24 protein-coding genes are annotated in these 22,369 nt (G+C 70.9%); 11 read left to right on the forward strand and 13 right to left on the reverse strand.

Annotated features, from left to right (window positions below):
- Nucleotides 1-35 precede the first annotated feature (35 nt).
- From ACIP63_RS11635 to ACIP63_RS11645, 3 genes are read right to left on the reverse strand one after another with little or no spacing between them, the layout of a single operon-like run.
- Nucleotides 36-1,169, reverse strand: a complete 1,134-nt coding sequence (locus ACIP63_RS11635) for an Mrp/NBP35 family ATP-binding protein (protein ID WP_401513864.1) — start codon at nt 1,167-1,169, stop codon at nt 36-38.
- 43 nt (nt 1,170-1,212) lie between these two features.
- A complete protein-coding gene (locus ACIP63_RS11640) occupies nt 1,213-1,773 on the reverse strand; it encodes a DUF1003 domain-containing protein (RefSeq protein WP_401513867.1) in 561 nt (186 codons plus the stop codon).
- Nucleotides 1,763-3,037 carry a magnesium transporter MgtE N-terminal domain-containing protein gene (locus ACIP63_RS11645; RefSeq protein ID WP_401513870.1) on the reverse strand — a complete coding sequence of 425 codons (1,275 nt, stop codon included), beginning with the start codon at nt 3,035-3,037 and terminating at the stop codon, nt 1,763-1,765. The genes ACIP63_RS11640 and ACIP63_RS11645 overlap by 11 nt, the downstream gene beginning before the upstream one ends.
- Before the next feature lie 173 nt (nt 3,038-3,210).
- Here ACIP63_RS11645 and ACIP63_RS11650 point away from each other — a divergent pair, with 173 nt between their 5' ends.
- On the forward strand, nt 3,211-3,963 hold the full coding sequence (locus tag ACIP63_RS11650) for a hypothetical protein (RefSeq protein WP_401513872.1): 753 nt from the start codon (nt 3,211-3,213) through the stop codon (nt 3,961-3,963).
- A 9-nt stretch (nt 3,964-3,972) separates the two neighbouring features.
- On the opposite strand, the gene ACIP63_RS11655 is transcribed toward ACIP63_RS11650, so the two are convergent.
- Together ACIP63_RS11655 and ACIP63_RS11660 are read right to left on the reverse strand one after the other, a co-directional pair.
- Nucleotides 3,973-4,491 carry a hypothetical protein gene (locus ACIP63_RS11655; protein WP_401513875.1) on the reverse strand — a complete coding sequence of 173 codons (519 nt, stop codon included), beginning with the start codon at nt 4,489-4,491 and terminating at the stop codon, nt 3,973-3,975.
- A 12-nt stretch (nt 4,492-4,503) separates the two neighbouring features.
- Nucleotides 4,504-5,619, reverse strand: a complete 1,116-nt coding sequence (locus ACIP63_RS11660) for a magnesium and cobalt transport protein CorA (protein WP_401513876.1) — start codon at nt 5,617-5,619, stop codon at nt 4,504-4,506.
- Nucleotides 5,620-6,029: 410 nt separating this feature from the next.
- Here ACIP63_RS11660 and ACIP63_RS11665 point away from each other — a divergent pair, with 410 nt between their 5' ends.
- Complete coding sequence (locus tag ACIP63_RS11665) at nt 6,030-6,614, forward strand: suppressor of fused domain protein (RefSeq protein WP_401513879.1); 585 nt, start codon at nt 6,030-6,032, stop codon at nt 6,612-6,614.
- A gap of 74 nt (nt 6,615-6,688) precedes the next feature.
- Here ACIP63_RS11665 and ACIP63_RS11670 read toward each other — a convergent pair whose 3' ends face one another.
- Nucleotides 6,689-7,921: an MFS transporter gene (locus ACIP63_RS11670; RefSeq protein ID WP_401513881.1), complete on the reverse strand. Its 1,233-nt coding sequence runs from the start codon at nt 7,919-7,921 to the stop codon at nt 6,689-6,691.
- 157 nt (nt 7,922-8,078) lie between these two features.
- On the opposite strand from ACIP63_RS11670, the gene ACIP63_RS11675 reads away from it, so the two are divergent.
- The 3 genes from ACIP63_RS11675 to ACIP63_RS11685 all read left to right on the forward strand — a co-directional run bounded on the left by ACIP63_RS11675 (nt 8,079) and on the right by ACIP63_RS11685 (nt 10,396).
- A complete protein-coding gene (locus ACIP63_RS11675; RefSeq protein ID WP_401513884.1) occupies nt 8,079-8,723 on the forward strand; it encodes a DUF6758 family protein in 645 nt (214 codons plus the stop codon).
- Nucleotides 8,724-8,811: 88 nt separating this feature from the next.
- Entirely contained in the window at nt 8,812-9,678 is an 867-nt protein-coding gene (locus ACIP63_RS11680) for a PHP domain-containing protein (protein WP_401513885.1), read from the forward strand.
- A 112-nt stretch (nt 9,679-9,790) separates the two neighbouring features.
- A complete protein-coding gene (locus tag ACIP63_RS11685) occupies nt 9,791-10,396 on the forward strand; it encodes a MarC family protein (protein ID WP_401513888.1) in 606 nt (201 codons plus the stop codon).
- A gap of 125 nt (nt 10,397-10,521) precedes the next feature.
- Here ACIP63_RS11685 and ACIP63_RS11690 read toward each other — a convergent pair whose 3' ends face one another.
- Nucleotides 10,522-10,674 (reverse strand): hypothetical protein, encoded by a 153-nt coding sequence (locus ACIP63_RS11690; RefSeq protein WP_307125088.1) that lies wholly within the window; start codon nt 10,672-10,674, stop codon nt 10,522-10,524.
- 210 nt (nt 10,675-10,884) lie between these two features.
- Here ACIP63_RS11690 and ACIP63_RS11695 point away from each other — a divergent pair, with 210 nt between their 5' ends.
- Nucleotides 10,885-11,796 carry an NYN domain-containing protein gene (locus tag ACIP63_RS11695; protein ID WP_401513891.1) on the forward strand — a complete coding sequence of 304 codons (912 nt, stop codon included), beginning with the start codon at nt 10,885-10,887 and terminating at the stop codon, nt 11,794-11,796.
- Nucleotides 11,797-11,834: 38 nt separating this feature from the next.
- Here the strand turns inward: ACIP63_RS11695 and ACIP63_RS11700 are convergent, their stop codons facing one another.
- Nucleotides 11,835-12,689, reverse strand: a complete 855-nt coding sequence (locus ACIP63_RS11700; protein WP_401513894.1) for an alpha/beta fold hydrolase — start codon at nt 12,687-12,689, stop codon at nt 11,835-11,837.
- Between the two features lie 106 nt (nt 12,690-12,795).
- The gene (locus tag ACIP63_RS11705) at nt 12,796-14,775 is read right to left on the reverse strand and encodes a DEAD/DEAH box helicase (RefSeq protein WP_401513896.1); all 1,980 of its coding nucleotides are present in this window, start codon (nt 14,773-14,775) and stop codon (nt 12,796-12,798) included.
- 441 nt (nt 14,776-15,216) lie between these two features.
- On the opposite strand from ACIP63_RS11705, the gene ACIP63_RS11710 reads away from it, so the two are divergent.
- Entirely contained in the window at nt 15,217-15,972 is a 756-nt protein-coding gene (locus ACIP63_RS11710; RefSeq protein ID WP_401515085.1) for a ferritin-like fold-containing protein, read from the forward strand.
- Nucleotides 15,973-15,987: 15 nt separating this feature from the next.
- Here ACIP63_RS11710 and ACIP63_RS11715 read toward each other — a convergent pair whose 3' ends face one another.
- From ACIP63_RS11715 to ACIP63_RS11730, 4 genes are all read right to left on the reverse strand, one after another.
- The gene (locus tag ACIP63_RS11715; RefSeq protein ID WP_401513899.1) at nt 15,988-16,260 is read right to left on the reverse strand and encodes a hypothetical protein; all 273 of its coding nucleotides are present in this window, start codon (nt 16,258-16,260) and stop codon (nt 15,988-15,990) included.
- Between the two features lie 196 nt (nt 16,261-16,456).
- Entirely contained in the window at nt 16,457-16,684 is a 228-nt protein-coding gene (locus ACIP63_RS11720) for a DUF3107 domain-containing protein (protein ID WP_167526138.1), read from the reverse strand.
- 135 nt (nt 16,685-16,819) lie between these two features.
- On the reverse strand, nt 16,820-17,461 hold the full coding sequence (locus ACIP63_RS11725; RefSeq protein ID WP_099174612.1) for a TetR/AcrR family transcriptional regulator: 642 nt from the start codon (nt 17,459-17,461) through the stop codon (nt 16,820-16,822).
- A gap of 168 nt (nt 17,462-17,629) precedes the next feature.
- The gene (locus ACIP63_RS11730) at nt 17,630-17,845 is read right to left on the reverse strand and encodes a hypothetical protein (RefSeq protein ID WP_401513902.1); all 216 of its coding nucleotides are present in this window, start codon (nt 17,843-17,845) and stop codon (nt 17,630-17,632) included.
- A gap of 111 nt (nt 17,846-17,956) precedes the next feature.
- Between ACIP63_RS11730 and ACIP63_RS11735 the strand changes: the two genes are divergently transcribed.
- From ACIP63_RS11735 to ACIP63_RS11750, 4 genes are all read left to right on the forward strand, one after another.
- Complete coding sequence (locus ACIP63_RS11735) at nt 17,957-18,922, forward strand: alpha/beta fold hydrolase (protein ID WP_401513905.1); 966 nt, start codon at nt 17,957-17,959, stop codon at nt 18,920-18,922.
- Between the two features lie 8 nt (nt 18,923-18,930).
- Nucleotides 18,931-20,250, forward strand: coding sequence for a DUF3152 domain-containing protein (locus ACIP63_RS11740; RefSeq protein ID WP_401513908.1), 1,320 nt, complete (start codon nt 18,931-18,933; stop codon nt 20,248-20,250).
- A gap of 89 nt (nt 20,251-20,339) precedes the next feature.
- Nucleotides 20,340-20,435 carry an Ms4533A family Cys-rich leader peptide gene (locus ACIP63_RS11745; RefSeq protein WP_324605360.1) on the forward strand — a complete coding sequence of 32 codons (96 nt, stop codon included), beginning with the start codon at nt 20,340-20,342 and terminating at the stop codon, nt 20,433-20,435.
- A 201-nt stretch (nt 20,436-20,636) separates the two neighbouring features.
- Nucleotides 20,637-22,367, forward strand: coding sequence for an ABC transporter substrate-binding protein (locus ACIP63_RS11750; RefSeq protein WP_401513911.1), 1,731 nt, complete (start codon nt 20,637-20,639; stop codon nt 22,365-22,367).
- Nucleotides 22,368-22,369: the final 2 nt, after the last annotated feature.

Genomic DNA, 22,369 nt, shown 5'->3' on the forward strand with positions numbered 1-22,369 from the left:
CAGGAGACCGCCCCCACCCGTACGCCGCTCAGAGCTCAGAACTTGTTGCGCGGGGTGAGCCCCAGGGACATGCCCGACAGGCCGCGCTGACGGCCGCTCAGCTTGTCCGCGATGGAGCGCAGCGCGGAGCCCGCGGCGGAGTCCGGGTCGGACAGGACGACGGGCTTGCCCTCGTCGCCGCCCTCACGCAGCCGTACGTCGATCGGGATGGTCCCGAGCACCGGGACCTCGGCGCCGACGGTCTTCGTCAGCCCCTCGGCGACCCGCTGTCCGCCGCCCGAACCGAACACGTCGACGATCTCGTCGCAGTGCGGGCACGGCATGCCCGACATGTTCTCGACCACGCCGACGATCTTCTGGTGGGTCTGGACGGCGATGGAGCCGGCCCGCTCGGCCACCTCGGCAGCGGCCTGCTGCGGGGTCGTGACGACCAGGATCTCGGCGTTCGGGACGAGCTGCGCCACAGAGATCGCGATGTCACCGGTGCCCGGCGGCAGGTCGAGCAGCAGGACGTCGAGGTCGCCCCAGTACACATCGGCGAGGAACTGCTGCAGCGCGCGGTGCAGCATGGGGCCGCGCCACACCACCGGGGTGTTGCCCGGGGTGAACATGCCGATGGAGATCACCTTCACGCCGTGCGCGGACGGCGGCATGATCATGTTCTCGACCTGGGTGGGCTTGCCGTCGGCGCCGAGCATCCGGGGCACGCTGTGCCCGTAGATGTCCGCGTCGACCACGCCGACCTTGAGCCCGTCGGCCGCCATCGCCGCCGCGAGGTTCACCGTCACCGAGGACTTGCCGACGCCGCCCTTGCCGGACGCGACCGCGTAGACCCGGGTCAGCGAACCGGGCTTGGCGAACGGCACCTCCCGCTCCGCCGTGCCGCCGCGCAGCGACGAGGCGAGCTCCTTGCGCTGCTCGTCGCTCATCACGTCGAGCGTGACCTCGACCCGCGACACGCCTTCGACGCGGGCGACCGCGTCGGTGACGTTCTTCGTGATCGTCTCGCGCATCGGGCAGCCGGAAACCGTGAGATACACGGTGACAGCGACCACACCGTCAGGGTCGATCTCGACAGACTTCACCATGCCCAGCTCGGTGATCGGTCGGTGGATCTCCGGGTCGTTCACTGTCGCCAGCGCTTCGCGCACCGCGTCTTCCGTAGCCATACGGACGATGGTACGGCGCCGGGGGCTACGCGTGGGTAACGCGTCAGCGGTCGCCTTCGTCACTCTCGACCTGCGAGAGGATCCGGCGCTCCTCCATGTCCTTCAGCATGGCCTCCAGCTCCGAGCGGATCCAGTCCCGCGTGGCGACCTCACCGAGGCCCATCCGGAGCGCGGCGATCTCCCGGCTGAGGAATTCCGTGTCCGCGATCGAGCGCTCGTTCTGCTTGCGGTCCTGCTCGTGGGTGACCCGGTCGCGGTCGTCCTGGCGGTTCTGCGCGAGGAGGATCAGCGGGGCCGCGTAGGAGGCCTGGAGGGACAGCATCAGGGTCAGGAAGATGAACGGGTACTCGTCGAACCGCAGTTCCTGCGGCGCGAAGATGTTCCACACCACCCACAGGATGATGATCAGGGTCATCCAGACGATGAACCGCCCGGTGCCCAGGAAACGGGCGATGCGCTCGGAGAACCGGCCGAACGCCTCGGGGTCGTACTCCGGCAGCAGCCGGCGCCGCGGCGCCTTCGGCTGGTCGAGCCGGGGACGCGGCGGGCGCACGATGCCCGAGGCGCCCGTCGGCACGGCCCTCGCGCGGTCGTCAGCGGCCACCGGTGATCTCCTCCTCGCCCAGGAAGTCCGTCTCGCGCCAGTCGTCGGGCAGCAGGTGGTCCAGCACGTCGTCGACGGTCACCGCGCCCAGCAGCGAGCCGCTCTCGTCCACCACAGGCACGGAGACCATGTTGTACGCGGCCAGATAGCTGGTCACGGCGGGCAGCGGGGTGTCCGGCGCCAGGGGGACCAGGTCGCTGTCGACGATCGAGCTGACCAGGGTGAACGGCGGATCGCGCAGCAGCCGCTGGAAATGCACGGTGCCCAGGTACTTGCCGGTCGGGGTCTCGTCCGGCGACCGGCAGACGTACACCTGGGCGGCGAGCGCGGGGGAGAGGTCCTGCTGGCGGACCCTGGCCAGCGCGTCCGCGACCGTCGCGTCGGGCCGCAGGATGATCGGCTCGGTCGTCATCAGCCCGCCCGCCGTCCGCTCCTCGTACGCCAGCAGGCGCCGTACGTCGGCCGCGTCGTCCGGGCGCATCAGGGCGAGGAGCCGCTCCTTGTCCGCCTCCGGCAGCTCCGAGAGCAGGTCGGCCGCGTCGTCCGGGTCCATCGCCTCGAGGACGTCCGCGGCACGGTCCTCCGCCAGCTTGCCCAGGATCTCCACCTGGTCGTCACCGGGGAGCTCCTCCAGCACGTCCGCGAGCCGCTCGTCGTCCAGCGCGGCGGCGACCTCGGCACGGCGCTTGGGCGTCAGGTGGTGCAGGGCGTTGGCCACATCGGTGGGGCGCAGGCGTTCGAAGGTGGCCACCAGACTCTCGGCGCCCTGCCCGTGCTCCTCCAGCGAGAAGCCGCTGATCGCCGACCACTCCACCGTCAGCGTCTCGCCCTTGCGGCGGAGGGCGCCGCCGCGACCCTTGCGTACGAAGAACTTGTCGATCTCCCAGTCGCGGCGGGCCGGGAGCTGCTGGATGGCGACGTCGAGGACGGTCACCTCCTCGTCCGTCTCCTTGAGGCGCACCCGCCGGTCAAGGAACTCGCCGAGGACGAGTCGCTCGGTCGGGCGCTGCTCGAAGCGCCTCATGTTGACCACACCGGTGGTGATGACCTGGCCCGACTCGACCCCAGTCACCCGGGTCATGGGCAGGAAGATGCGCCGCCGGCTCACGACCTCGACCACCATGCCGAGCAGCCGTGGGGGCTTGCCGCCGACCCGGAGCATCGCCACCAGATCCCGGACCCTGCCGACCTGATCACCATTCGGGTCGAACACCGATACGCCGGCGAGGTGTGAGACGAAAACCCTGGGAGTGACTGCCGCCATCCTGTGCGCCTCCCTCTGTGCCTCACATCCTCCTTCGCCGTGATCAGGCTAGCCCGTACCGGTCCGTCACGCCTTGGCGGGCCGTCCGTACGGCGCTCTGCCGAATGGCGTACGCGGCACAGGTACGCTGCCGTCTGCCACCCCCAGACACACAGATGAGAGGCAGTGCGCCTGTGACCTCTTCCGTCCCGGCCGTCCGGGCCCACCGCCGGACCGCTCTCGCCGTGGTGCTCTGCGCGGGGCTGACCGTCGCGCTCACGGCCTGCGCGGGAGAGGACCCGGACAAGGGGACCAACGGCGTCGGCAGACTGACGGCCTCGCAGATCGAGAAGAAGGCGCTGGCCGCCGCCGGGGCCGCGGACGCGGTGCGGCTGACGGGCAAGCTGGTCAGCAAGGGCGGGACGTACACCCTGGACATGCAGCTCAGCGGCGACGGCGGCACGGGGTCGGTCACCTCGAAGCAGAACACGTTCGCGCTGCTGCGCATCGGTGACGAGCTCTTCCTCAAGGCGGACGCCGGCTTCTGGAAGGACGAGAAGGCCGACGACGAGAGCGATCAGGCCGCCGACAAGCTCGGCGGCAAGTACGTGAAGGTGCCGGAGGACGACCCCACCTACCAGCAGCTGCGCGGCTTCACGGAGAAGAAGACGCTCCTCGACGGGATGCTGTCCCTGCACGGGGAGGTCAACAAGGGCGCCCGGGACACGGTCGGCGGCGTGCGCACCGTGCAGATCATGGGCGGAAAGGGTGAGGGGGGCGCACTCGACGTCTCCCTCAAGGGCACTCCGTATCCCCTGCGGGTGGCCCGTGGCGGTGGCGGCGGGACCGTCACCCTCGCCGACTGGGGCAAGTCCTTCGGGCTGGAGGCACCGGCCGAGGACGACACCGTCGACTACGGCGGCGAGCTGCCCAGGTCCTCCGGCTGACGGAGCCGGTCAGCGCTTCCCGCGGCGCTTCAGCAGCAGCCGGGGAAGCGCCGCCGGCGCCGTGCGCCGCGTCGTCGCCCCCGTGGGCAGCGGCGGTGCGGCCAGGGAGGTGTCCGGCAGCTCCGTGCGGGACTCGCCGGGCGCCAGCCGTACGACCCGGCACTCGCGCGCCCAGCGCTCCGTCATCTGTTCGGCGTCCGGCGCGTTCAGCCGCTTGCCCTTGAGCTCGCCGACCGCCGCCTCCCACTCCTCGGAGTGCGGCTCCAGCACCGTGACGGCGGCGGTCCAGGCCACGAGCCTGCCGCCCTTGTCCTTGCTGCGCACGGTCACCTCGGCGGCGGCGCCGGCGTCCAGCCCGGCGGGGAGCGGCTGCTCCCCGGGGCCGTCCCCGACGAGCACGGCCGCACCCTCGTGCCACACGTGCCACAGCGCCCGGGAGGGGCCGGTGCCCCGCACCCAGATCAGGCCGGACTTCTTGGTGGCCTCCTCGACGAGAGCCCGGGCAAGCAACACGTCAGCAGCAGTCATGCCCGAACTCTATTAGAGCCAGCCGTTGCGCTTGAGGGTGCGGTGGATGGAGAAGCAGACGACGCCGATGAGCGCCAGCACCATCGGATAGCCGTACGTCCAGCGGAGTTCGGGCATGTGCTTGAAGTTCATGCCGTACACCCCGCAGATCATCGTCGGTACGGCGATGATCGCCGCCCAGGACGTGATCTTGCGCATGTCCTCGTTCTGCGTGACGGTGGCCTGCGCCAGATTGGCCTGGAGGATCGAGTTGAGCAGTTCGTCGAAGCCGATGACCTCCTCGTGCACGCGCGCCAGGTGGTCGGCGACGTCGCGGAAGTACTTCTGGATGTCGGGGTCGATCAGCCGCATCGGGCGCTCGCTCAGCAGCTGCATCGGCCGCAGCAGGGGCGACACGGCGCGCTTGAACTCCAGCACCTCACGCTTCAGCTGGTAGATCCGGCCCGCGTCCGACCCGCGCGGGGTCCCTTTGGCGGGCGTGGAGAACACGTCGATCTCCACCTCGTCGATGTCGTCCTGCACCGAGGCCGCCACCGCGATGTAGCCGTCGACGACGTGGTCGGCGATGGAGTGCAGCACGGCGGACGGGCCCTTGGAGAGCAGTTCGGTGTCCTCCTGGAGCCGGTGGCGCAGGGCGCGCAGCGAACCCTGCCCGCCGTGCCGGACGGTGATCACGAAGTCCCGCCCGGTGAAGCACATCACCTCACCGGTCTCGACGACCTCGCTGGTTGCGGTCAGTTCGGCGTGCTCGACGTAGTGGATCGTCTTGAAGACGGTGAACAGCGTGTCGTCGTAACGCTCCAGCTTGGGCCGCTGGTGGGCGTGGACGGCGTCCTCGACGGCGAGCGGGTGGAGACCGAACTCCCGTGCGATACCGGCGAATTCCTCCTCGGTCGGCTCGTGCAGGCCGATCCAGGCGAAACCGCCCTCCTCCCGCACGTGCAGAATCGCCTCGTGCGGTGTCAGGCAGGAGGCCTCGGTGATCCGGCGCCCGTCCCGGTAGACCGCGCAGTCGACGACGGCGCTGGAGGCGGACGGGTCACGGGTGGCGTCGTAGCTGTTGTACGGGGTGTTGCTCTTGCGCAGGGACGGGCGCACGGCGGCGCGCAGGTCACGGATCATCGACATGGCTGGCTCCTCTTCACGGAGGGCCGTCGGTGGGCACGTGGAACTGCCCGGAATGGGGACGTGCACTCACGTCCGCAAAGCGGGCGGCACCGCGTGGGCACGATGACGGCGTTCGCTACAGACAGGCAAAAACGCGGGGCTCTTCCGTTGCGCGAACTGCCGTGGTGACGTCCGGGAAGGGCGTCAGATCACAGAAGGAAGGCGTCGTGCGGAAGGGCGGTTGGTACTGCACGGTCGACTTGGATCCACCGCAGCCCCACCTCCTCCGGCCGGTCCCCCGTGGGGGATCACGTGTTGTCAGGACTGAGAGCGCGCTCCGCGTGCTGTCCCGACCGACGCCTCAGGCTATCAGCCGGTCGAGGAGCCAATCCCTTTCTGTTCCCATTCCTTACGCGATCTATGCTCGCGGCATGGGAGAAATTCTTGATCTGGTCGAGGCCCGGCTCCGTACGGCGCTGGGGGAGCCGGACGCACGCGCCGATGTGACGTTCCTCGGCACGGACCGCATCGAGGTGCTCCGCTTCATCGACGGCGACGTGGTGCGCTACGCCACGCTGGGCATGTCCGCGCAGCCGATGGCCGACCCGACCGCGCCGCTCGCCGACCCCGTGAAGGGCCCGCGTGCCGAACTGGTCCTGTCCGTACGGGTGGGGCTCGCCGACACCGACCAGGTGCTGCGGCCCCTCGCCGTACTGGCGGCCTCCCCGCAGGTCGAAGGGCTGATCGTGGCCCCCGGGGCGTCACTGGACCTCGGGCAGCCGCTCTGGTCCGGGGCGCCCTTCAGCTCCGTCCTGGTCGCCGAGCCGGGCGGCCTGGTCGAGGACCTGGAGCTGGATGCCCCGATGGACCCCGTGAGCTTCCTGCCGCTGCTGCCGATGACGCACAACGAGGCGGCCTGGAAGCGGGTCAGGGGCGCCCAGGAGCTCCAGGAGCGCTGGCTCTCGCACGGGACCGACCTGCGTGATCCGCTGCGGGCGTCCGTACCGCTGGACTGACGCGGCCCGGGCACGGGAAGCCCCGCCGCGCGGTCAGGAGGGGGGAACCGCGGGCGGGGCCGGAACGGGGGGCCTCAGTCGGCGAAGACGGTGACGCCGTCCTCGGTGGCGTGACGGGGCTCCAGCTCCTCCGCCTCGTGCGTCAGCGCCGCGCGCCGGATCCAGACGACCGCCGCGCCGACGAGGGCCGCGACCGCGGCGACGGTGAACGGCATGTGGATGTCGCTCCACTCCTCGATCTTCGGGGCGAGGTAGGGGGCCGCGGCCGCGGCGAACCAGCGGACGAAGTTGTAGCCGGCGCTCGCCACGGGGCGCGGGGCGTCCGAGACGCCGAGGGCCAGTTCGGTGTAGACGGTGTTGTTCATGCCGATGAAGGCGCCCGAGACGATGGTGCAGACGATGGCCGTCGTGTGGTTGCCGTAACCGAGGACCACCAGGTCCGCGGCGAGCAGCACCAGGGAGCCGCCGACCACCTTCAGGGAGCCGAAGCGCCGCTGCAGACGCGGCGCGACGAGCACCGAGAAGACGGCGAGGAGCAGGCCCCAGGCGAAGAACACCGCCCCCGACCTGTACGGCGACATGTTCAGCACGAACGGCGTGAAGGCCAGGATCGTGAAGAACGCGTAGTTGTAGAAGAACGCCGACGTGGCGACCGAGGCCAGTCCGCCGTGGCCGAGCGCCCTCACCGGGTCGAGCAGCGAGGTCTTCCGGGCCGGCTTGGGCTGTTCCTTGAGGAACGCGGTGATGCAGAGGAATCCGATCGCCATCAGGGCCGCGGTGCCGAAGAACGGGTAGCGCCAGCTGGCGTCGCCGAGCAGGGCGCCGACCAGCGGCCCGCACGCCATGCCGAGGCCGAGCGCCGACTCGTAGAGGAGGATCGCCGCAGCGCTGCCGCCGGCGGCGGCGCCGACGATCACCGCGAGGGCGGTGGAGACGAACAGGGCGTTGCCCAGGCCCCAGCCCGCCCGGAAGCCGACCAGTTCGGCGACCGACGAGGACGTTCCGGAGAGCGCGGCGAAGACGACGACCAGCGCCAGGCCGGCCAGCAGCGTCTTGCGTCCCCCGATGCGGCTGGAGACGAAGCCGGTCACGAGCATCGCGACGGCGGTGATCAGGAAGTACGACGTGAACAGCAGGGATACCTGACTGGGTGTCGCCTCCAGTCCCTTGGCGATGGACGGCAGGATCGGGTCCACCAGACCGATCCCCATGAACGCGACGACCGAGGCGCCCGCCGTGGCCCAGACGGCCTTCGGCTGACGCAGGATGCTGGTCGCCCCTTCGTCGAACGGATCCTCTGCCGGCATGGGTTCTCTCGCTCTCCACCAGTCCGTTGGGTCATCCACAGAATAAGTTAGGCAAGCTAATAAGTGCAACCCACACCTATTTCCCCCGGTCGAAGCCGCGCTGCGGACGGGTGATCGTCCTTGACGCGGCGACGACCGGAGAGGACCGTTGGGCGTTATGAGGGGCGAACCCAGTTGCCCGAAGTGCGGTGGCCGGGTCAGGGCGCCCGGCCTTTTCGCCGATGCCTGGCAGTGCTCCGCGCACGGCCAGGTGCACCCGATGCAGCCGGTGGTCCCGCCCAGCGTCGAGGCGCTGGGCGTGGTGGTGCACCGGGCCCGGGTGCCGGTGTGGATGCCCTGGCCGCTTCCGGTGGGCTGGCTGTTCACGGGCGCGGCGTACGCGGGCGACGACCGTAGTGGCGGCCGGGCGACCGCCGTCGCGTGCACGGGCCCGGGCCCGCTCGGCGGCATGGGGGAGCTGCTGCTCGTCGCAGAGGAGCTCGGCGTCGGGCTCGGCGCGCGTTACGCGGGCATCGACGGCCCCGACCCCGGCTCAGGACTGGCCGTCGAGGCCGCCCCGGACGCCAAGGTGCTCGCGGCGGGGCGCCCCACCCCGCTCTGGCACGTCAGGAACGCCCCCGCCGACCGTGCGGTCTTCGCGGGCGAGGCGCGTGGCCTGTGGCTCTGGGCGATCGTCTGGCCCGAACAGTCCGGGCTGTTGATGTACGACGAACTGGTGCTCACCGACCTGCGCGACGCCGGAGGGGAAGTGGACCTCCTGCCGTGCGGTGCGCTCACACCCCGGCTGCTCACACCGCCCTGACCCGGCGGCGGGAGGGGGCCGGACGGGTGACGCCCGGCGGTTATCCTTGAGCGTCCCCTGTCCGCCCGCCAGCTCCGGAGTACGCGTCGTGCGCATCGATCTGCACACCCACTCCACCGCCTCGGACGGCACGGACACCCCCGCCGAGCTGGTGGCCAACGCGGCGGCGGCCGGCCTCGACGTCGTCGCACTGACCGACCACGACACGGTGGGAGGCCACGCGCAGGCGCTGGCCGCCCTCCCCGAAGGGCTGACGCTCGTCACGGGCGCCGAGCTCTCCTGCCGCGTCGACGGCGTCGGCCTGCACATGCTGGCCTACCTCTTCGACCCGTCCGAGCCCGAGCTGTCCCGCGAGCGCGAACTCGTCCGGGACGACCGGGTGCCGCGGGCGCAGGCCATGGTGCGCAAGCTCCAGGAGCTGGGCGTCCCGGTCACCTGGGAGCAGGTCGCGCGGATCGCCGGGGACGGCTCGGTCGGCCGCCCGCACGTCGCGACCGCGCTGGTGGAGCTCGGCGTCGTCGACACCGTCTCCGACGCCTTCACCTCGGCCTGGCTGGGCAACGGCGGACGGGCGTACGCCGGTAAGCACGAGCTCGACCCGTTCGACGCGATCCGGCTGGTCAAGGCCGCGGGTGGCGTCACCGTCTTCGCCCATCCGCTCGCCGTCAAGCGCGGCGAGGTGGTTCCGGAAGCCGTGATCGCGAGGCTGGCCGACGCCGGGCTCGACGGCATCGAGGTCGACCACATGGACCACGACGAGCCCACCAGGGCCCGGCTGCGGGGGCTCGCCTCCGAACTGGGGCTGCTGCCCACCGGGTCCAGCGACTACCACGGCACCCGTAAGACCGTCCGGCTCGGGGAGTACACCACCGACCCCGAGATCTACGGCGAGATCACCCGGCGCGCCACGGGCGCGTTCCCCGTGCCGGGCGCCGGCGGACCGGTTCCCGCGTAACGGGTCTCCTCCCTCCCCTTTTCCCTCGTCGCACCCCGTGCGCCCGGGCGTCCCCATGGCGTGCCGGCGCGCGTCCCCCTGTTCGGCCCGCTCTTCTCTCGCAAGGCTCACCGTGTTCGACATAGCTGTCTTCGGATCCCTTTTTCTCACCCTTTTTGTGATTATGGATCCGCCCGGAATCACCCCGATCTTCCTGGCCCTCACCGCGGGCCGCCCCGCCAAGGTGCAGCGCAGGATGGCTCTGCAGGCCGTCGCCGTCGCCTTCGGCGTGATCGCCGTCTTCGGTCTGCTCGGCCAGCAGATCCTCGACTATCTGCACGTCTCCGTGCCGGCGCTGATGATCGCGGGCGGGCTGCTCCTGCTGCTCATCGCGCTGGACCTGCTCACCGGCAAGACGGACGAGCCGACGCAGACCAAGGACGTCAACGTGGCCCTCGTGCCGCTCGGGATGCCGCTGCTCGCCGGTCCCGGCGCGATCGTCTCGGTGATTCTCGCGGTGCAGAACGCCGACGGGACCACCGGCCAGATCTCGGTCTGGTCGGCGATCGTCGCGATGCACCTCGTGCTGTGGGTGGTCATGCGGTACTCGCTGCTGATCATCCGCGTGATCAAGGACGGGGGTGTGGTCCTGGTGACCCGCCTTGCCGGGATGATGCTCTCGGCCATCGCCGTACAGCAGATCATCAACGGCGTCACCCAGGTCATCCAGAACTCCTGAGGCCCGCAGGGTCCGGACGCGGTCCGGACACCACAGCGCCCCCGCACGGGCCTTCCGTGCGGGGGCGCTTCGTCTTCAGCTCATGTCATCCGCTCGAAATCAGCGACGCCGAGCAAAACAAGGTGTTACGAAGCCGACGTGTCGGCCGGCCGGATGTAGATGCGCTGGCCTATGGACGCGGCCTGCTGCACGATCCGGTTGACGGAGGCGGCGTCCACGACGGTGCTGTCCACGGCGGTACCGTCGACATCGTCGAGTCGCATGATCTCGAAGCGCATATGGCTTCCCTTCGTCTGATCCTCCTGCTGGAGAACTACTGGGAGGACGGGCTTGCCGTCCGCAAGGATGGGGAGCGCAAGGCGTCTGCGTCTCGCGCTCCACAGGGGGTACAACGACTTGCCTACTGCAAACATTCCCTACGCTAAGGAAATTTTTTGGATGTCTAAGTACCCGTCGGTAATCAACCATGTGCAGACAATGAGGCTCGTATGAGCCACCCGGACACGCGGCCGGACGAAGGGCCGGGCATCCGCGCATACCTGGACCGCACCAACGAGCTGCTCCAGCGCGTACTGGCGGAGGTGTCCAAGACCCCCTCCACCCACGCGATCTTCGTCGACGCGGGTTACGTCTACGCGGCGGCCGGGCTGCTCGTGACCGGCACGGAGGACCGACGGTCCTTCGACCTGGACGCGGAGGGGCTGATCGAGGCCTTCATCGACAAGGCCCGCACGATCTTCGCGGACAGCAGGCTGCTGCGCGTGTACTGGTACGACGGGGCCAGGCGCCGGATCCACACCGTCGAGCAGCAGTCGATCGCCGAACTCCCCGACGTCAAGGTCAGGCTCGGCAACCTCAACGCCAACAACCAGCAGAAGGGCGTCGACTCACTCATCCGCACGGACCTGGAGTCGCTCGCCCGGCACCGCGCCATCAGCGACGCCGCGCTCGTCGGCGGCGACGAGGACCTGGTCTCGGCCGTCGAGGCCGCCCAGGGCTACGGTGCCCGCGTCCACCTCTGGGGCATCGAGGCGGGCGAGGGCCGCAACCAGGCCGAGCCGCTGCTCTGGGAGGTCGACAGCCAGCGCACCTTCGACCTCGACTTCTGCCGCCCGTACGTGACCCGGCGCTCCGTCACGATGTACGACGACGACAGCCCGGCGCCCGCGCGCGAGGACGTCCGCTTCGTCGGTGCGCAGATCGCCGCCGGCTGGCTCTCCTCGCGCGGCCGCGAGGCCCTCGCCGACCTGCTGCCCGGGCATCCCTACCTGCCGGGCTCCGTCGACCAGGACCTGCTCGTCGAGGCCGAACGGCTCCTCCAGCACTCGCTGCGCGGCCACGCCCCTCTGCGCAGGGCGCTGCGCGACGGCTTCTGGCAGCACCTCCAGGCGCAGTACTGACCCGGGCCGCCGCGGCGGACCGGGCCCGCGGGTGAAGCTCAGACGCTCTTCCAGAACGAGACGAGGGCCGCCGCGGTCTCCTGGGGCCGGGCCGTGTTGGGGGAGTGCTCGGCTCCCTCGATCACGGTGCGGTGGGCGCCGAGCCGCTCCGCCATCCGGTCGAGCAGCGGCACCGGCCAGACGTCGTCGCGCTCGCCCGAGACCACGTGCACGGGGAGGGGGAGCGCGGCGAGTTCGTCCACCCGGTCGGGTTCGGACGACAACTGCGCGCCGGTGGCGATCAGCTGGGCCGGGTCGTGCAGCATCCAGCGGCGGCGCAGATCCTCCCCGTCACCCGTGTCCGCGTCCTCGGGCGGGTCCATCGCGCGCATCATCTGCCAGACCTGGGCCATGCTCCAGCGGCTCAGCGCGTCACTGAGCAGCCGTGCCTTCTGCTGCTGCGCGGGGTCGATCTCGGCGGGGCCCGACGACATCAGGGTCAGCGAACGGAAGGGCGTGGCGTCGAGCAGTACCGCCGCGCGGGCGATCTGGCCGCCGAGGGAGTGCCCGAGCAGATGGATGGCCCCGGGCAGCGCGGTGTCGTCGGCGGCGGCCGCCTGGGCCAGCACATCACGGGCCAACTCGACTTGCACGTAGGGATTCTGACGATCCGTCCGCTCGGTCTCGTACTGCCCCCGCCCATCGACGGACAGCACGCGGAACCCGGCGTCGGCGAGGGGTTCGAGCAGCGCGATGAAGTCCTCCTTGCTGCCGGTGTGCCCGGGCAGCAGGAGGGCGGTGGAGTGCGCGCCCGCGGGCGGCGCGGCGTCCAGCACGGCGAAGTCCCCGCGCTCGGTACGCAGTACGCGGGCACGGGCACAGGGGGGCGGGGTGAAGGTGGGCGGCCGGCTCATGGGGCCGAGGGTATCGCCGGGTGCCCGGCCGCGCCCGGGCAGACGTACGGCCCCGGCCTCCGCGGAGCGGGAACCGGGGCCGTACGGAGGTGAGGCGGTGCCGGGATCAGCCCTCGGCCGACTCGGCGGCCACTGCCGCGCGGGACCGGCGCCTGCGAGGCTTCGCGGGCGCCTCGCCGTCCGTCACGGTCTCGGTGACCGCGGCGGTCTCCGCCTTGTCCGCAGCAGCGGCGCGCGGCCGACGACGGCGCGGCTTGGTCTCCGCCGCGTCCTCGGCGGGGGCCGTGGAGGCCACGACCTCGGCCTTCGGCTTGGCGGCGGCACGCGGACGGCGGCGCGACCTGGTCTCGGTCACCGGCTCGGAGGCCGGGGCGATCTGGAAGTCGACCTCGTCGGCCGGCTTCACGACCCGGGTGCGGCGGCGCGGCTTGGTGGCCACGGGCTCCGCCGCGGGCGCGGCGACGGCCACGGTCTGGAAGTCGACCACGGGCTCGGCGGCCGGGGCCGGCGCGAGGGCCGGCTCGGTGGCGACGGCCGTGGCACGCGCACGGCGACGGCGCGGCTTCGCCTCCGGGGCCGGCTCGGCCTCGGCGACGGGCGCGGGCTCGACGACCGGGGTCTCGGCCACGGCCACCGCGGCCTCGGCCACGGCCTCAGGGGCGGCAGCACGGGTACGGCGGCGACGGCGCGGGGTGCGCGGCTCGGACGCGTCCTCACCGGCCGCCTCGGCGGCGGGGGCGGGCACGGTGACGGCGGCGGCCTCGTCGGTGACGCTGCCGCCCCTCGTGCGGCGACGCTGACGCGGCGTGCGCGGCGGACGCTCCTCACGGGGTGCCGGAGCGGAGGCGGCGGACTTGCGGCCTCGGCCGCCGGTCTCGCCGAGGTCCTCGACCTCCTCCGCGCGCAGACCGGCACGGGTCCGCTCGGTGCGCGGCAGGACACCCTTGGTGCCCGCGGGAATCCCGAGCTCCTCGTACAGGTGCGGGGACGTGGAGTACGTCTCCGGCGGGTCCGGGAACTTCAGGTCCAGGGCCTTGTTGATCAGCTGCCAGCGCGGGATGTCGTCCCAGTCGACCAGCGTGATCGCGATGCCCTTGGCACCCGCGCGGCCGGTACGGCCGATGCGGTGGAGGTACGTCTTCTCGTCCTCCGGCGACTGGTAGTTGATGACATGGGTCACACCCTCGACGTCGATGCCGCGCGCGGCGACGTCGGTGCAGACGAGGACGTCCACCTTGCCGTTGCGGAAGGCGCGCAGCGCCTGCTCGCGGGCTCCCTGGCCGAGGTCACCGTGGACCGCGCCGGACGCGAAACCGCGCTTCTCCAGCTGCTCCGCGATGTCGGCGGCCGTCCGCTTCGTACGGCAGAAGATCATCGCCAGCCCGCGGCCCTCGGCCTGCAGGATGCGGGAGACCATCTCCGGCTTGTCCATGTTGTGCGCGCGGTAGACGTACTGCGCGGTGTTCTTGACGGTCGTGCCCTCGTCGTCGGGCGATGTGGCGTTGATGTGCGTCGGCTGCGACATGTAGCGGCGCGCGAGGCTGATGACGGCACCGGGCATGGTGGCCGAGAACAGCATCGTCTGGCGCTTCGGCGGCAGCATGGTGATGATGCGCTCGACGTCGGGCAGGAAGCCCAGGTCCAGCATCTCGTCGGCCTCGTCGAGGACCAGGACGCGGATGTGCGACAGGTCGAGCTTGCGCTGGCCCGCCAGGTCGAGCAGCCGCCCCGGGGTGCCGACGATGACGTCGACGCCCTTCTTGAGGGCCTCGACCTGGGGCTCGTACGCACGGCCGCCGTAGATCGCGAGAACGCGGACGTTACGGACCTTGCCGGCGGTCAGGAGGTCGTTGGTGACCTGCTGGCACAGCTCGCGGGTGGGGACGACGATCAGGGCCTGCGGCGCGTCCGTCAGCTTCTCGGGCGCGGCGCGGCCGGCCTCGACGTCGGCGGGGACGGTCACACGCTCCAGGAGCGGAAGACCGAAGCCGAGCGTCTTGCCGGTGCCGGTCTTGGCCTGGCCGATGACGTCGGAGCCGGAGAGCGCTACGGGGAGCGTCATCTCCTGGATGGGGAAGGGGGACATGATGCCGACCGCCTCGAGGGCTTCGGCCGTCTCGGTAAGGATTCCGAGGTCGCGGAACGTAGTCAGGGTGCTGCCTCTTCTGTGAGACGCGGCCCGAGGCGAACGCTGGGGGTCGTACCGTGCCGGGGTTGGTCATCCGGCCGTGGATGGGCCGGGTGGCGCGGGACCACTGCCGTCGCTCGAGCGCTCGTGCCGCTGAGGGGGGCCCCTCATCTGCGGTCGTACGTGGTGTACGCCCCGCGTGGAGGGCTGTCGGGTCGGAGCCGATCGGGCCACCGACCGGGCATCCTCATTCAATGTCGCGCTCCTGGCACAGCAAATGCTCAGTAAGCGCAATACCACTGTACCCCGGATTCGCGCATGCGTGTTGGGCGAATTCATTGGATCGGTGTGATGTCCCCCGCTGAGCGGGCCCCTCGGTCCCCGGCGGGGCGGGCTATTCTGCGCTCCATGGAGACGCCTGACAACGCCACTGAAGCATCCGCCGAAGCACCCGCCCCGACCGGTATCGCCGCCCAGGACTGGGCCACCGCGTCCGAGGACCCGCAGTACCGCGCCGCGGTCGTGGATCTGCTCGGCGCCCTCGCCTACGGGGAACTCGCGGCCTTCGAGCGGATCGCCGAGGACGCGAAACTCGCGCCGACACTCGGCGACAAGGCGGCACTGGCGAAGATGGCGTCCGCCGAATTCCACCATTTCGAGCAGCTGGCCGACCGCCTCACGGCCATCGACGAATCGCCGGCCGACGCCATGGAGCCGTTCGCCAAGGCGCTGGACGACTTCCACCGTCAGACGGCCCCGTCGGACTGGCTGGAAGGCCTGGTCAAGGCGTACGTCGGCGACTCGATCGCCAGCGACTTCTACCGGGAGATCGCGGCCCGTCTCGACACGGACACCCGCTCCCTCGTCCTCTCCGTGCTCGACGACACGGGCCACGGGAACTTCGCGGTCGAGAAGGTGCGGGCCGCCATCGAGGCGGAGCCCCGCGTCGGGGGCAGGCTCGCCCTGTGGGCGCGCAGGCTGATGGGCGAGGCGCTCTCGCAGGCGCAGCGGGTGGTCGCGGACCGCGACGCCCTGTCCATGATGCTGGTGGGCGGTGTGGCGGACGGCTTCGACCTGGCCGAGGTCGGCAGGATGTTCTCCCGGATCACCGAGGCGCACACCAAGCGGATGGCCGCGCTCGGCCTCGCGGCCTGATCCGGACGGCGGGCCCTACTGGGCCGCCGCTGATCGCACCGGCCGGCCGGAGCGCGGGCGGATCAGCAGGGACAGGGTCACCGCCCCGACCAGCACGGCGCCGGCGGGCGTGGCCAGCACATGGCCGGAGCCCAGTGTCGAGTGCGTCAGATACGCGCCGAAGAGGGCACCCAGCCCGCCCGTGACGAACACCACGCGGGAGGACGGGAGCCGGCCGGGCAGGGAGCGGAGCACGACCCAGGACAGGGCGAGTCCGAGCACGACGGCGCTGATGGATTCCCAGAGCACAGGGGTCACCTCGCTACTGATTGCGTGACAGTCGGTCGGTCGTAGGCCGTCTTACCCGGGGCTTGCGGAATACAACCCTCCCCGGCCGTTGTGAACCCCGCCGAGGGAAGAACACGGAGCCGATCCGGAGGAGAAAAGGTGGAGGCCCGGCGGACGATTCCGCCGGGCCTCCACCTCTGCTGCCGTGTCGCGCGGGCTACAGCGCGCCGAATCCCACCCGTCGGGTGCTGGGCTCGCCGATCTCCACGTAGGCGATCCGGTCGGCCGGCACCAGGACCTTGCGGCCCTTGTCGTCCGTGAGGCTGAGCAGCTGCGCCTTGCCGTTGAGCGCCTCGCCGACCGCGCTCTCGACCTCTTCGGCGGAAAGTCCGCTCTCCAGAACGATCTCGCGGGGCGTGTGCTGCACCCCGATCTTGACCTCCACGGCTATGTCCCTCCGACGGTCCGTCTCTGCGCGGTGAACCGCGCCGTACGCAGCACACATTAGCCCGGTGAAGGGACGGACCACGGGTCGACCGGCAACGCCCGCAGCGAACACCGGCCGCGGCTCACGCCGTGCTCAGTGCTGATCGGCGCCGTGCAGCGGGAATCCGGCGATGCCCCGCCAGGCCAGCGACGTCAGCAGCTGTACGGCGGAGTCGCGCGGAATGCCGGACGGGCTGGAGAGCCAGTAGCGCGCCACGACCTGGGAGACGCCGCCGAGGCCGACCGCGAGCAGCATCGATTCGTCCTTGGACAGGCCCGTGTCACCTGCGATGACGTCGGAGATGGCCTCCGCGCACTGCAGCGAGACCCGGTCGACCCTCTCGCGGACCGCCGGCTCGTTGGTCAGGTCGGACTCGAAGACCAGCCGGAAGGCGCCGCCCTCGTCCTCCACGTACGCGAAGTAGGCGTCCATCGTCGCCTCGACGCGCAGCTTGTTGTCCGTGGTCGAGGCGAGCGCCGTACGGACGGCCTGGAGCAGTGACTCGCAGTGCTGGTCGAGCAGGGCGAGGTAGAGCTCCAGCTTTCCGGGGAAGTGCTGGTAGAGCACCGGCTTGCTGACACCGGCCCGCTCGGCGATGTCGTCCATCGCCGCGGCGTGGTAGCCCTGGGCGACGAAGACCTCCTGGGCGGCGCCCAGCAGCTGATTGCGTCGGGCACGGCGGGGCAGCCGGGTGCCCCGCGGGCGCGCCGCCTCTGTCTGCTCGATGGCTGTCACGCCGCCTCCCAAATTCGTGATCGAACACAGCCGTACCGTGAACGCTGCGCCGTCGGGCCATCGTACTTTTGAGTAACCCGGGTGCGCGCGGCGCGGACGCAGAATTTCACGGACCGGACGGCTGCGGAAGCCGCAGAAACGTCGGCCCATGCCGCAAAGCGGTGCGTTTTACCGGTAATCGTCCTCATCTTGTGTGACAACGCGGGCCTGCTCCGCCGCATCCGCCTCGTTCGCGGTGGAGCGGTCGATTCCGGTGAGCGGTTCGTCGCGCTCCGGCCGGACGGTGGCCTGCTGTTCAGCGGTGTCGGCTTCGGGGGCTTCGGGGTCCGGTTCGTCCGGCTGCGGATCCTCGAACGTCTCCGGGTCGCTCGGGTCGACCGTCATGATGGCTCCCTTCCTTCCCTTGCAGCCTAGGAGCAACCCCCCACAGGCGCGATGCGGCCTGTGACCGCGAACACATGAACCACCGCGTGATCGTCTCGTAACATTGCCTCCATGTCTTCGACCGAGCTGCCCGGTATCAACCACGCCGCCGCCGCGGTGGCGCCCACGGTCAGTGCCGTCCGGGTCGCGGAGGGTGAGGAGCTGCGCTCCGTCGCGCTGCCCGGTCTCACCCTGACCGTCCGTTCCCGTCCGCCGGAGACGGAGGGGGCGGATCCCGCCCTCTTCGTGCACGGACTGGGCGGCTCCTCCCAGAACTGGTCGGCCCTGATGCCGCTGCTGGCGGACAGGCTCGACAGCGAGGCGGTCGATCTGCCCGGCTTCGGGGACTCCCCGCCGCCGGACGACGGCAACTACTCCATCACCGGACACGCCCGGGCGGTCGTCCGGCTGCTGGACGCCGGCGGGCGCGGTCCCGTTCACCTTTTCGGTAATTCTTTGGGTGGCGCCGTTGCCACCCGGGTCGCGGCCGGCCGGCCCGATCTGGTGCGCACCCTGACGCTGATCTCCCCGGCCCTGCCCGAGATCCGGGTCCAGCGGCCCGCCGTGCCGACCGCGCTGCTCGCACTCCCGGGCGTCGCATCCCTGTTCGTCCGGCTCACCCGGAACTGGACCGCGGAGCAGCGCACCCGCGGCGCCATGGCACTCTGTTACGGCGATCCGGCACGTATCTCCGACGAGGCCTTCCGCCACGCGGTGGCCGAGATGGAGCGCCGGCTGGAACTGCCGTACTTCTGGGACGCCATGACGCGCTCGGCACGGGGCATCGTCGATGCCTACACGCTGGGCGGACAGCACGGGCTGTGGCGCCAGGCCGAGCGGGTGCTCGCACCGACCCTGCTGGTGTACGGCGGACGGGACCAGCTGGTCTCGTACCGGATGGCACGCAGGGCGTCCGCGGCCTTCCGCGAGTCGCGCCTGCTGTCACTGCCCGAGGCGGGGCACGTGGCGATGATGGAGTACCCGGAGACGGTCGCCCAGGCGTTCCGGGAACTGCTCGACGAACGTGGCAGGAGCTGATCCGGGGCGTGGGACGACACAGCCGAAAGGGCCCCGAGGCCACCCGGCGGGACACCGGGACCGCGGCGGGCACCGCCGCGGAACGCGGTACCGGCCGGCGCGGGCGGGATTCCGTCACGCCGCCTCCGCGGGACGGCCACAGCCCGTTCCGCGAGGCCCCGCAGGTGCGCGGCGGCCACCCCGAACAGCGTGAGCCGGGCGGCGGCTGGGGGACGGCGCCGCAGCCGAGCGGCCGGAGGGACCCGGAGGGTCCCGGCGCCCAGGAGCTCTTCCGGGCCAGGCAGGACGCCATGGCGCGGCAGCGGGCGGCGCAGCAGGCGGCCGGGCGGCGCACGGCCGGGCCGCAGACCGGCAGTGCCGCGCTGATACCGGGCCCCCGCAGGGAGTTCCTGGAGGCCTTCGACACCGCTCCCTCGCGTCCCGCACCCCCGGCTCCGCCCGAGGAGACGACCGGGGCCCCCACGGAGCCCGTCGGACCCGACGAGGCCCCGGACGGCGAGGGCACCCCGACGGCCAAGGGGGGCAAGGGCCGCGCGTTCACGGGGATCGCGGCCGCCGCCGTGACCACGGTGCTCGCGGTCGTGGTCGCCGGGCAGGTGGCGCGGGACTCCGGAGGCGCGGGGGACGGCCCGCGGACCACGGGCGTCGACCGGCAGGACTCCGAGGACGCCTCCCGCTCGGTGGACCGGGCGACCCCCGAGGTGCAGCGGCAGGAGGTCAAGCCCCTGTCGTACGCGCAGAAGATGGCCACCGCCTTTCCGCTGGCGCCGGACCTGAAGGCGTCCGGGAAGTTCGAGGCGGTACCGGGGCTGGCGAAGGCTCCCGGCAAGGGGCACAAGTACCGGTACCGGATCGACGTCGAACAGGGGATGGGTCTCGACGCGGGACTCTTCGCCGAGGCGGTGCAGAAGACGCTCAACGACGACCGCAGCTGGGCGCACAACGGCACGATGACCTTCGAGCGGATCTCCTCCGGCGAACCCGATTTCGTCATCACGCTCGCCAGTCCGGGGACCACGGGCGTCTGGTGTGCGAAGTCCGGCCTCGACACCACCGAGGACAACGTCTCCTGCGACTCGGCCGCCACCGACCGCGTGATGATCAACGCCTACCGCTGGGCGCAGGGCGCCTCGACCTTCGGGGCGGACAAGCTCCTGCCGTACCGTCAGATGCTGATCAACCACGAGGTCGGCCACCGGCTGGGACACAACCATGTGAGCTGCCGCACCCCCGGCGCCCTGGCGCCCGTGATGCAGCAGCAGACCAAGACCCTGAACCTGGACGGCATCAAGTGCCGCCCCAACCCCTGGGTCTATCCGGGGAGTTGAACCACCCCGAGGCCGCTCTGTCCGTATGGCGGGACGCTCGTCTCAGTGCGCGTTGACATTCGGGAGAGGGGTCGTCCATATTTCTCCGCATGTCACGCAGCCCCGCATCCTCCGAGCGCGCCGCCCTTGAGCTGGCGCTCCTCGGCGTGGCCGGGCACTGCGTAGCCGACGTTCTCTGTCGCTGACGCCTGCTCGAGCGCGCGTCGGCCCCCTGACGAGCCCTTTCCGGGCGCGTCGGCCCCTTCCCATCCGCGCCCGGGCGAACTCCGTCCGCAGGCGCGGCATTCCGGTATCCGGTCCCTTCCCCGTCATCGGGGCGGGACCCGCTGCGCCCGCGGGCCATGTCTCCTCCTCCCCGCCGCAGCACACCGAGAGGTCATCTTCCGATGAGTCAGCCGTCCGTCATATCGCGCCGCGTGGCGACCACCGCCGCCGTCAGTCTCGCCCTGGTCGCCGGCCTCGCGGCCTGCGCGGGGCCCCAGGACAACGGGGAAAGCGGGGGAGGCTCCGGCGCCTCGGGCAAGCCGCGGAAGGGCGGCACGCTCACGGTCCTCAACAGCAACCCGCAGGAGGACTTCGACCCGGCGCGGCTCTACACCTCCGGCGGCGGCAACGTCCCCTCCCTGGTCTTCCGTACGCTCACCACCCGCAACCGCGAGAACGGTGCGGCGGGCGCCGAGGTCGTCCCCGACCTCGCCACCGGCCTGGGCACGCCCAGCAAGAACGCCACCGTCTGGACGTACACCCTCAAGGACGGGCTGAAGTACGAGGACGGCACCGCCATCACCAGCGCGGACATCAAGTACGGCATCGAGCGGTCCTTCGCCGCCGAACTCTCCGGCGGCGCGCCCTACCTGCGCGACTGGCTGATCGGCGGGGCCGACTACCAGGGCCCGTACAAGGACAAGAAGGGCCTCGACTCGATCGAGGTGCCGGACGAGAAGACCATCGTCTTCCACCTGAACAAGCCCGAGGGCGAGTTCCCGTACCTCGCCACCCAGACGCAGACCACCCCGGTGCCCCAGGCCAAGGACACGGGCACCAAGTACGAGGAGCACCCCGTCTCCTCGGGGCCGTACAAGGTCGTCTCGAACGAGAACGACGGCGAGCGGCTCGTCCTGGAGCGCAACGAGCACTGGTCGGCCGACACCGACGAGGAGCGCAAGGCCTACCCGGACAAGATCGACGTACGCTCCGGCCTGGACCCGGCCGTCATCAACCAGCGGCTCTCCGCCTCGCAGGGCGCCGACGCCGCGGCCGTCACCACCGACACCAACCTCGGCCCGGCCGAGCTCGCCAAGGTGTCGGGCGACAAGAAGCTCGCCGCCCGCGTCGGCACCGGCCACTTCGGCTACACGAACTACATCGCCTTCAACCCGAAGGTGAAGCCGTTCGACAACCCGAAGGTGCGTCAGGCGATCGCGTACGCCGTCGACCGCTCCTCCGTGATCAACGCCGCGGGCGGCTCCTCGCTCGCCGAGCCCGCCACGACCTACCTGCCGAACCAGAAGTCCTTCGGCTACACGCCCTACGACCACTTTCCGGCGGGCGAGACCGGCAACGCCGCGAAGGCCAAGGAGCTGCTGAAGGAGGCCGGTCACCCGAACGGTCTGAAGGTCACCCTCACGCACTCCAACGACAAGGACTTCGAGACCAGCCCGGAGATCGCCACGGCGCTCCAGGCCGCCCTCAAGAAGGCCGGCATCACCGTCGAGCTCAAGGGGCTGGAGGGCAACGACTACTCCGACACCATCCACAGCGCGACCGAGGAGCCGGGCTTCTTCCTCGCCCACTGGGGAGCTGACTGGCCCTCCGGCGGCCCGTTCCTCGCGCCGATCTTCGACGGCCGCCAGATCGTGAAGGACGGAGCCAACTTCAACTCCGGCTTCCTGAACGACGCGTCGGTCAACAAGGAGATCGACGAGATCAACAAGCTCACCGACCTGGACGCCGCCGCGGTGCGCTGGGGCGCGCTCGACAAGAAGATCGGCGAGAAGGCGCTGACGGTGCCGCTCTTCCACCCGGTCTACAAGCGGCTCTTCGGCCAGGACGTCAAGAACGTGGTCATCAGTGACTGGACCGGCGTCCTCGACATCTCCCAGACCGCGGTCAAGTAACC

The sequence above is a fragment of the Streptomyces sp. NPDC088746 genome (genome assembly GCF_044751065.1).
Lineage (GTDB): Bacteria > Actinomycetota > Actinomycetes > Streptomycetales > Streptomycetaceae > Streptomyces.

Coding starts and splice junctions, on each gene's coding strand:
- ACIP63_RS11660 (WP_401513876.1), bottom strand. CDS start 5,619: ATGTCGATGATCCGTGACCTGCGCGCCGCCGTGCGCCCGTCCCTGCGC.
- ACIP63_RS11700 (WP_401513894.1), bottom strand. CDS start 12,689: ATGAGCCGGCCGCCCACCTTCACCCCGCCCCCCTGTGCCCGTGCCCGC.
- ACIP63_RS11745 (WP_324605360.1), top strand. CDS start 20,340: ATGTCACGCAGCCCCGCATCCTCCGAGCGCGCCGCCCTTGAGCTGGCG.
- ACIP63_RS11675 (WP_401513884.1), top strand. CDS start 8,079: ATGAGGGGCGAACCCAGTTGCCCGAAGTGCGGTGGCCGGGTCAGGGCG.
- ACIP63_RS11635 (WP_401513864.1), bottom strand. CDS start 1,169: ATGGCTACGGAAGACGCGGTGCGCGAAGCGCTGGCGACAGTGAACGAC.
- ACIP63_RS11750 (WP_401513911.1), top strand. CDS start 20,637: ATGAGTCAGCCGTCCGTCATATCGCGCCGCGTGGCGACCACCGCCGCC.
- ACIP63_RS11655 (WP_401513875.1), bottom strand. CDS start 4,491: ATGACTGCTGCTGACGTGTTGCTTGCCCGGGCTCTCGTCGAGGAGGCC.
- ACIP63_RS11690 (WP_307125088.1), bottom strand. CDS start 10,674: ATGCGCTTCGAGATCATGCGACTCGACGATGTCGACGGTACCGCCGTG.
- ACIP63_RS11735 (WP_401513905.1), top strand. CDS start 17,957: ATGTCTTCGACCGAGCTGCCCGGTATCAACCACGCCGCCGCCGCGGTG.
- ACIP63_RS11665 (WP_401513879.1), top strand. CDS start 6,030: ATGGGAGAAATTCTTGATCTGGTCGAGGCCCGGCTCCGTACGGCGCTG.
- ACIP63_RS11645 (WP_401513870.1), bottom strand. CDS start 3,037: ATGGCGGCAGTCACTCCCAGGGTTTTCGTCTCACACCTCGCCGGCGTA.
- ACIP63_RS11705 (WP_401513896.1), bottom strand. CDS start 14,775: ATGTCCCCCTTCCCCATCCAGGAGATGACGCTCCCCGTAGCGCTCTCC.
- ACIP63_RS11695 (WP_401513891.1), top strand. CDS start 10,885: ATGAGCCACCCGGACACGCGGCCGGACGAAGGGCCGGGCATCCGCGCA.
- ACIP63_RS11670 (WP_401513881.1), bottom strand. CDS start 7,921: ATGCCGGCAGAGGATCCGTTCGACGAAGGGGCGACCAGCATCCTGCGT.
- ACIP63_RS11730 (WP_401513902.1), bottom strand. CDS start 17,845: ATGACGGTCGACCCGAGCGACCCGGAGACGTTCGAGGATCCGCAGCCG.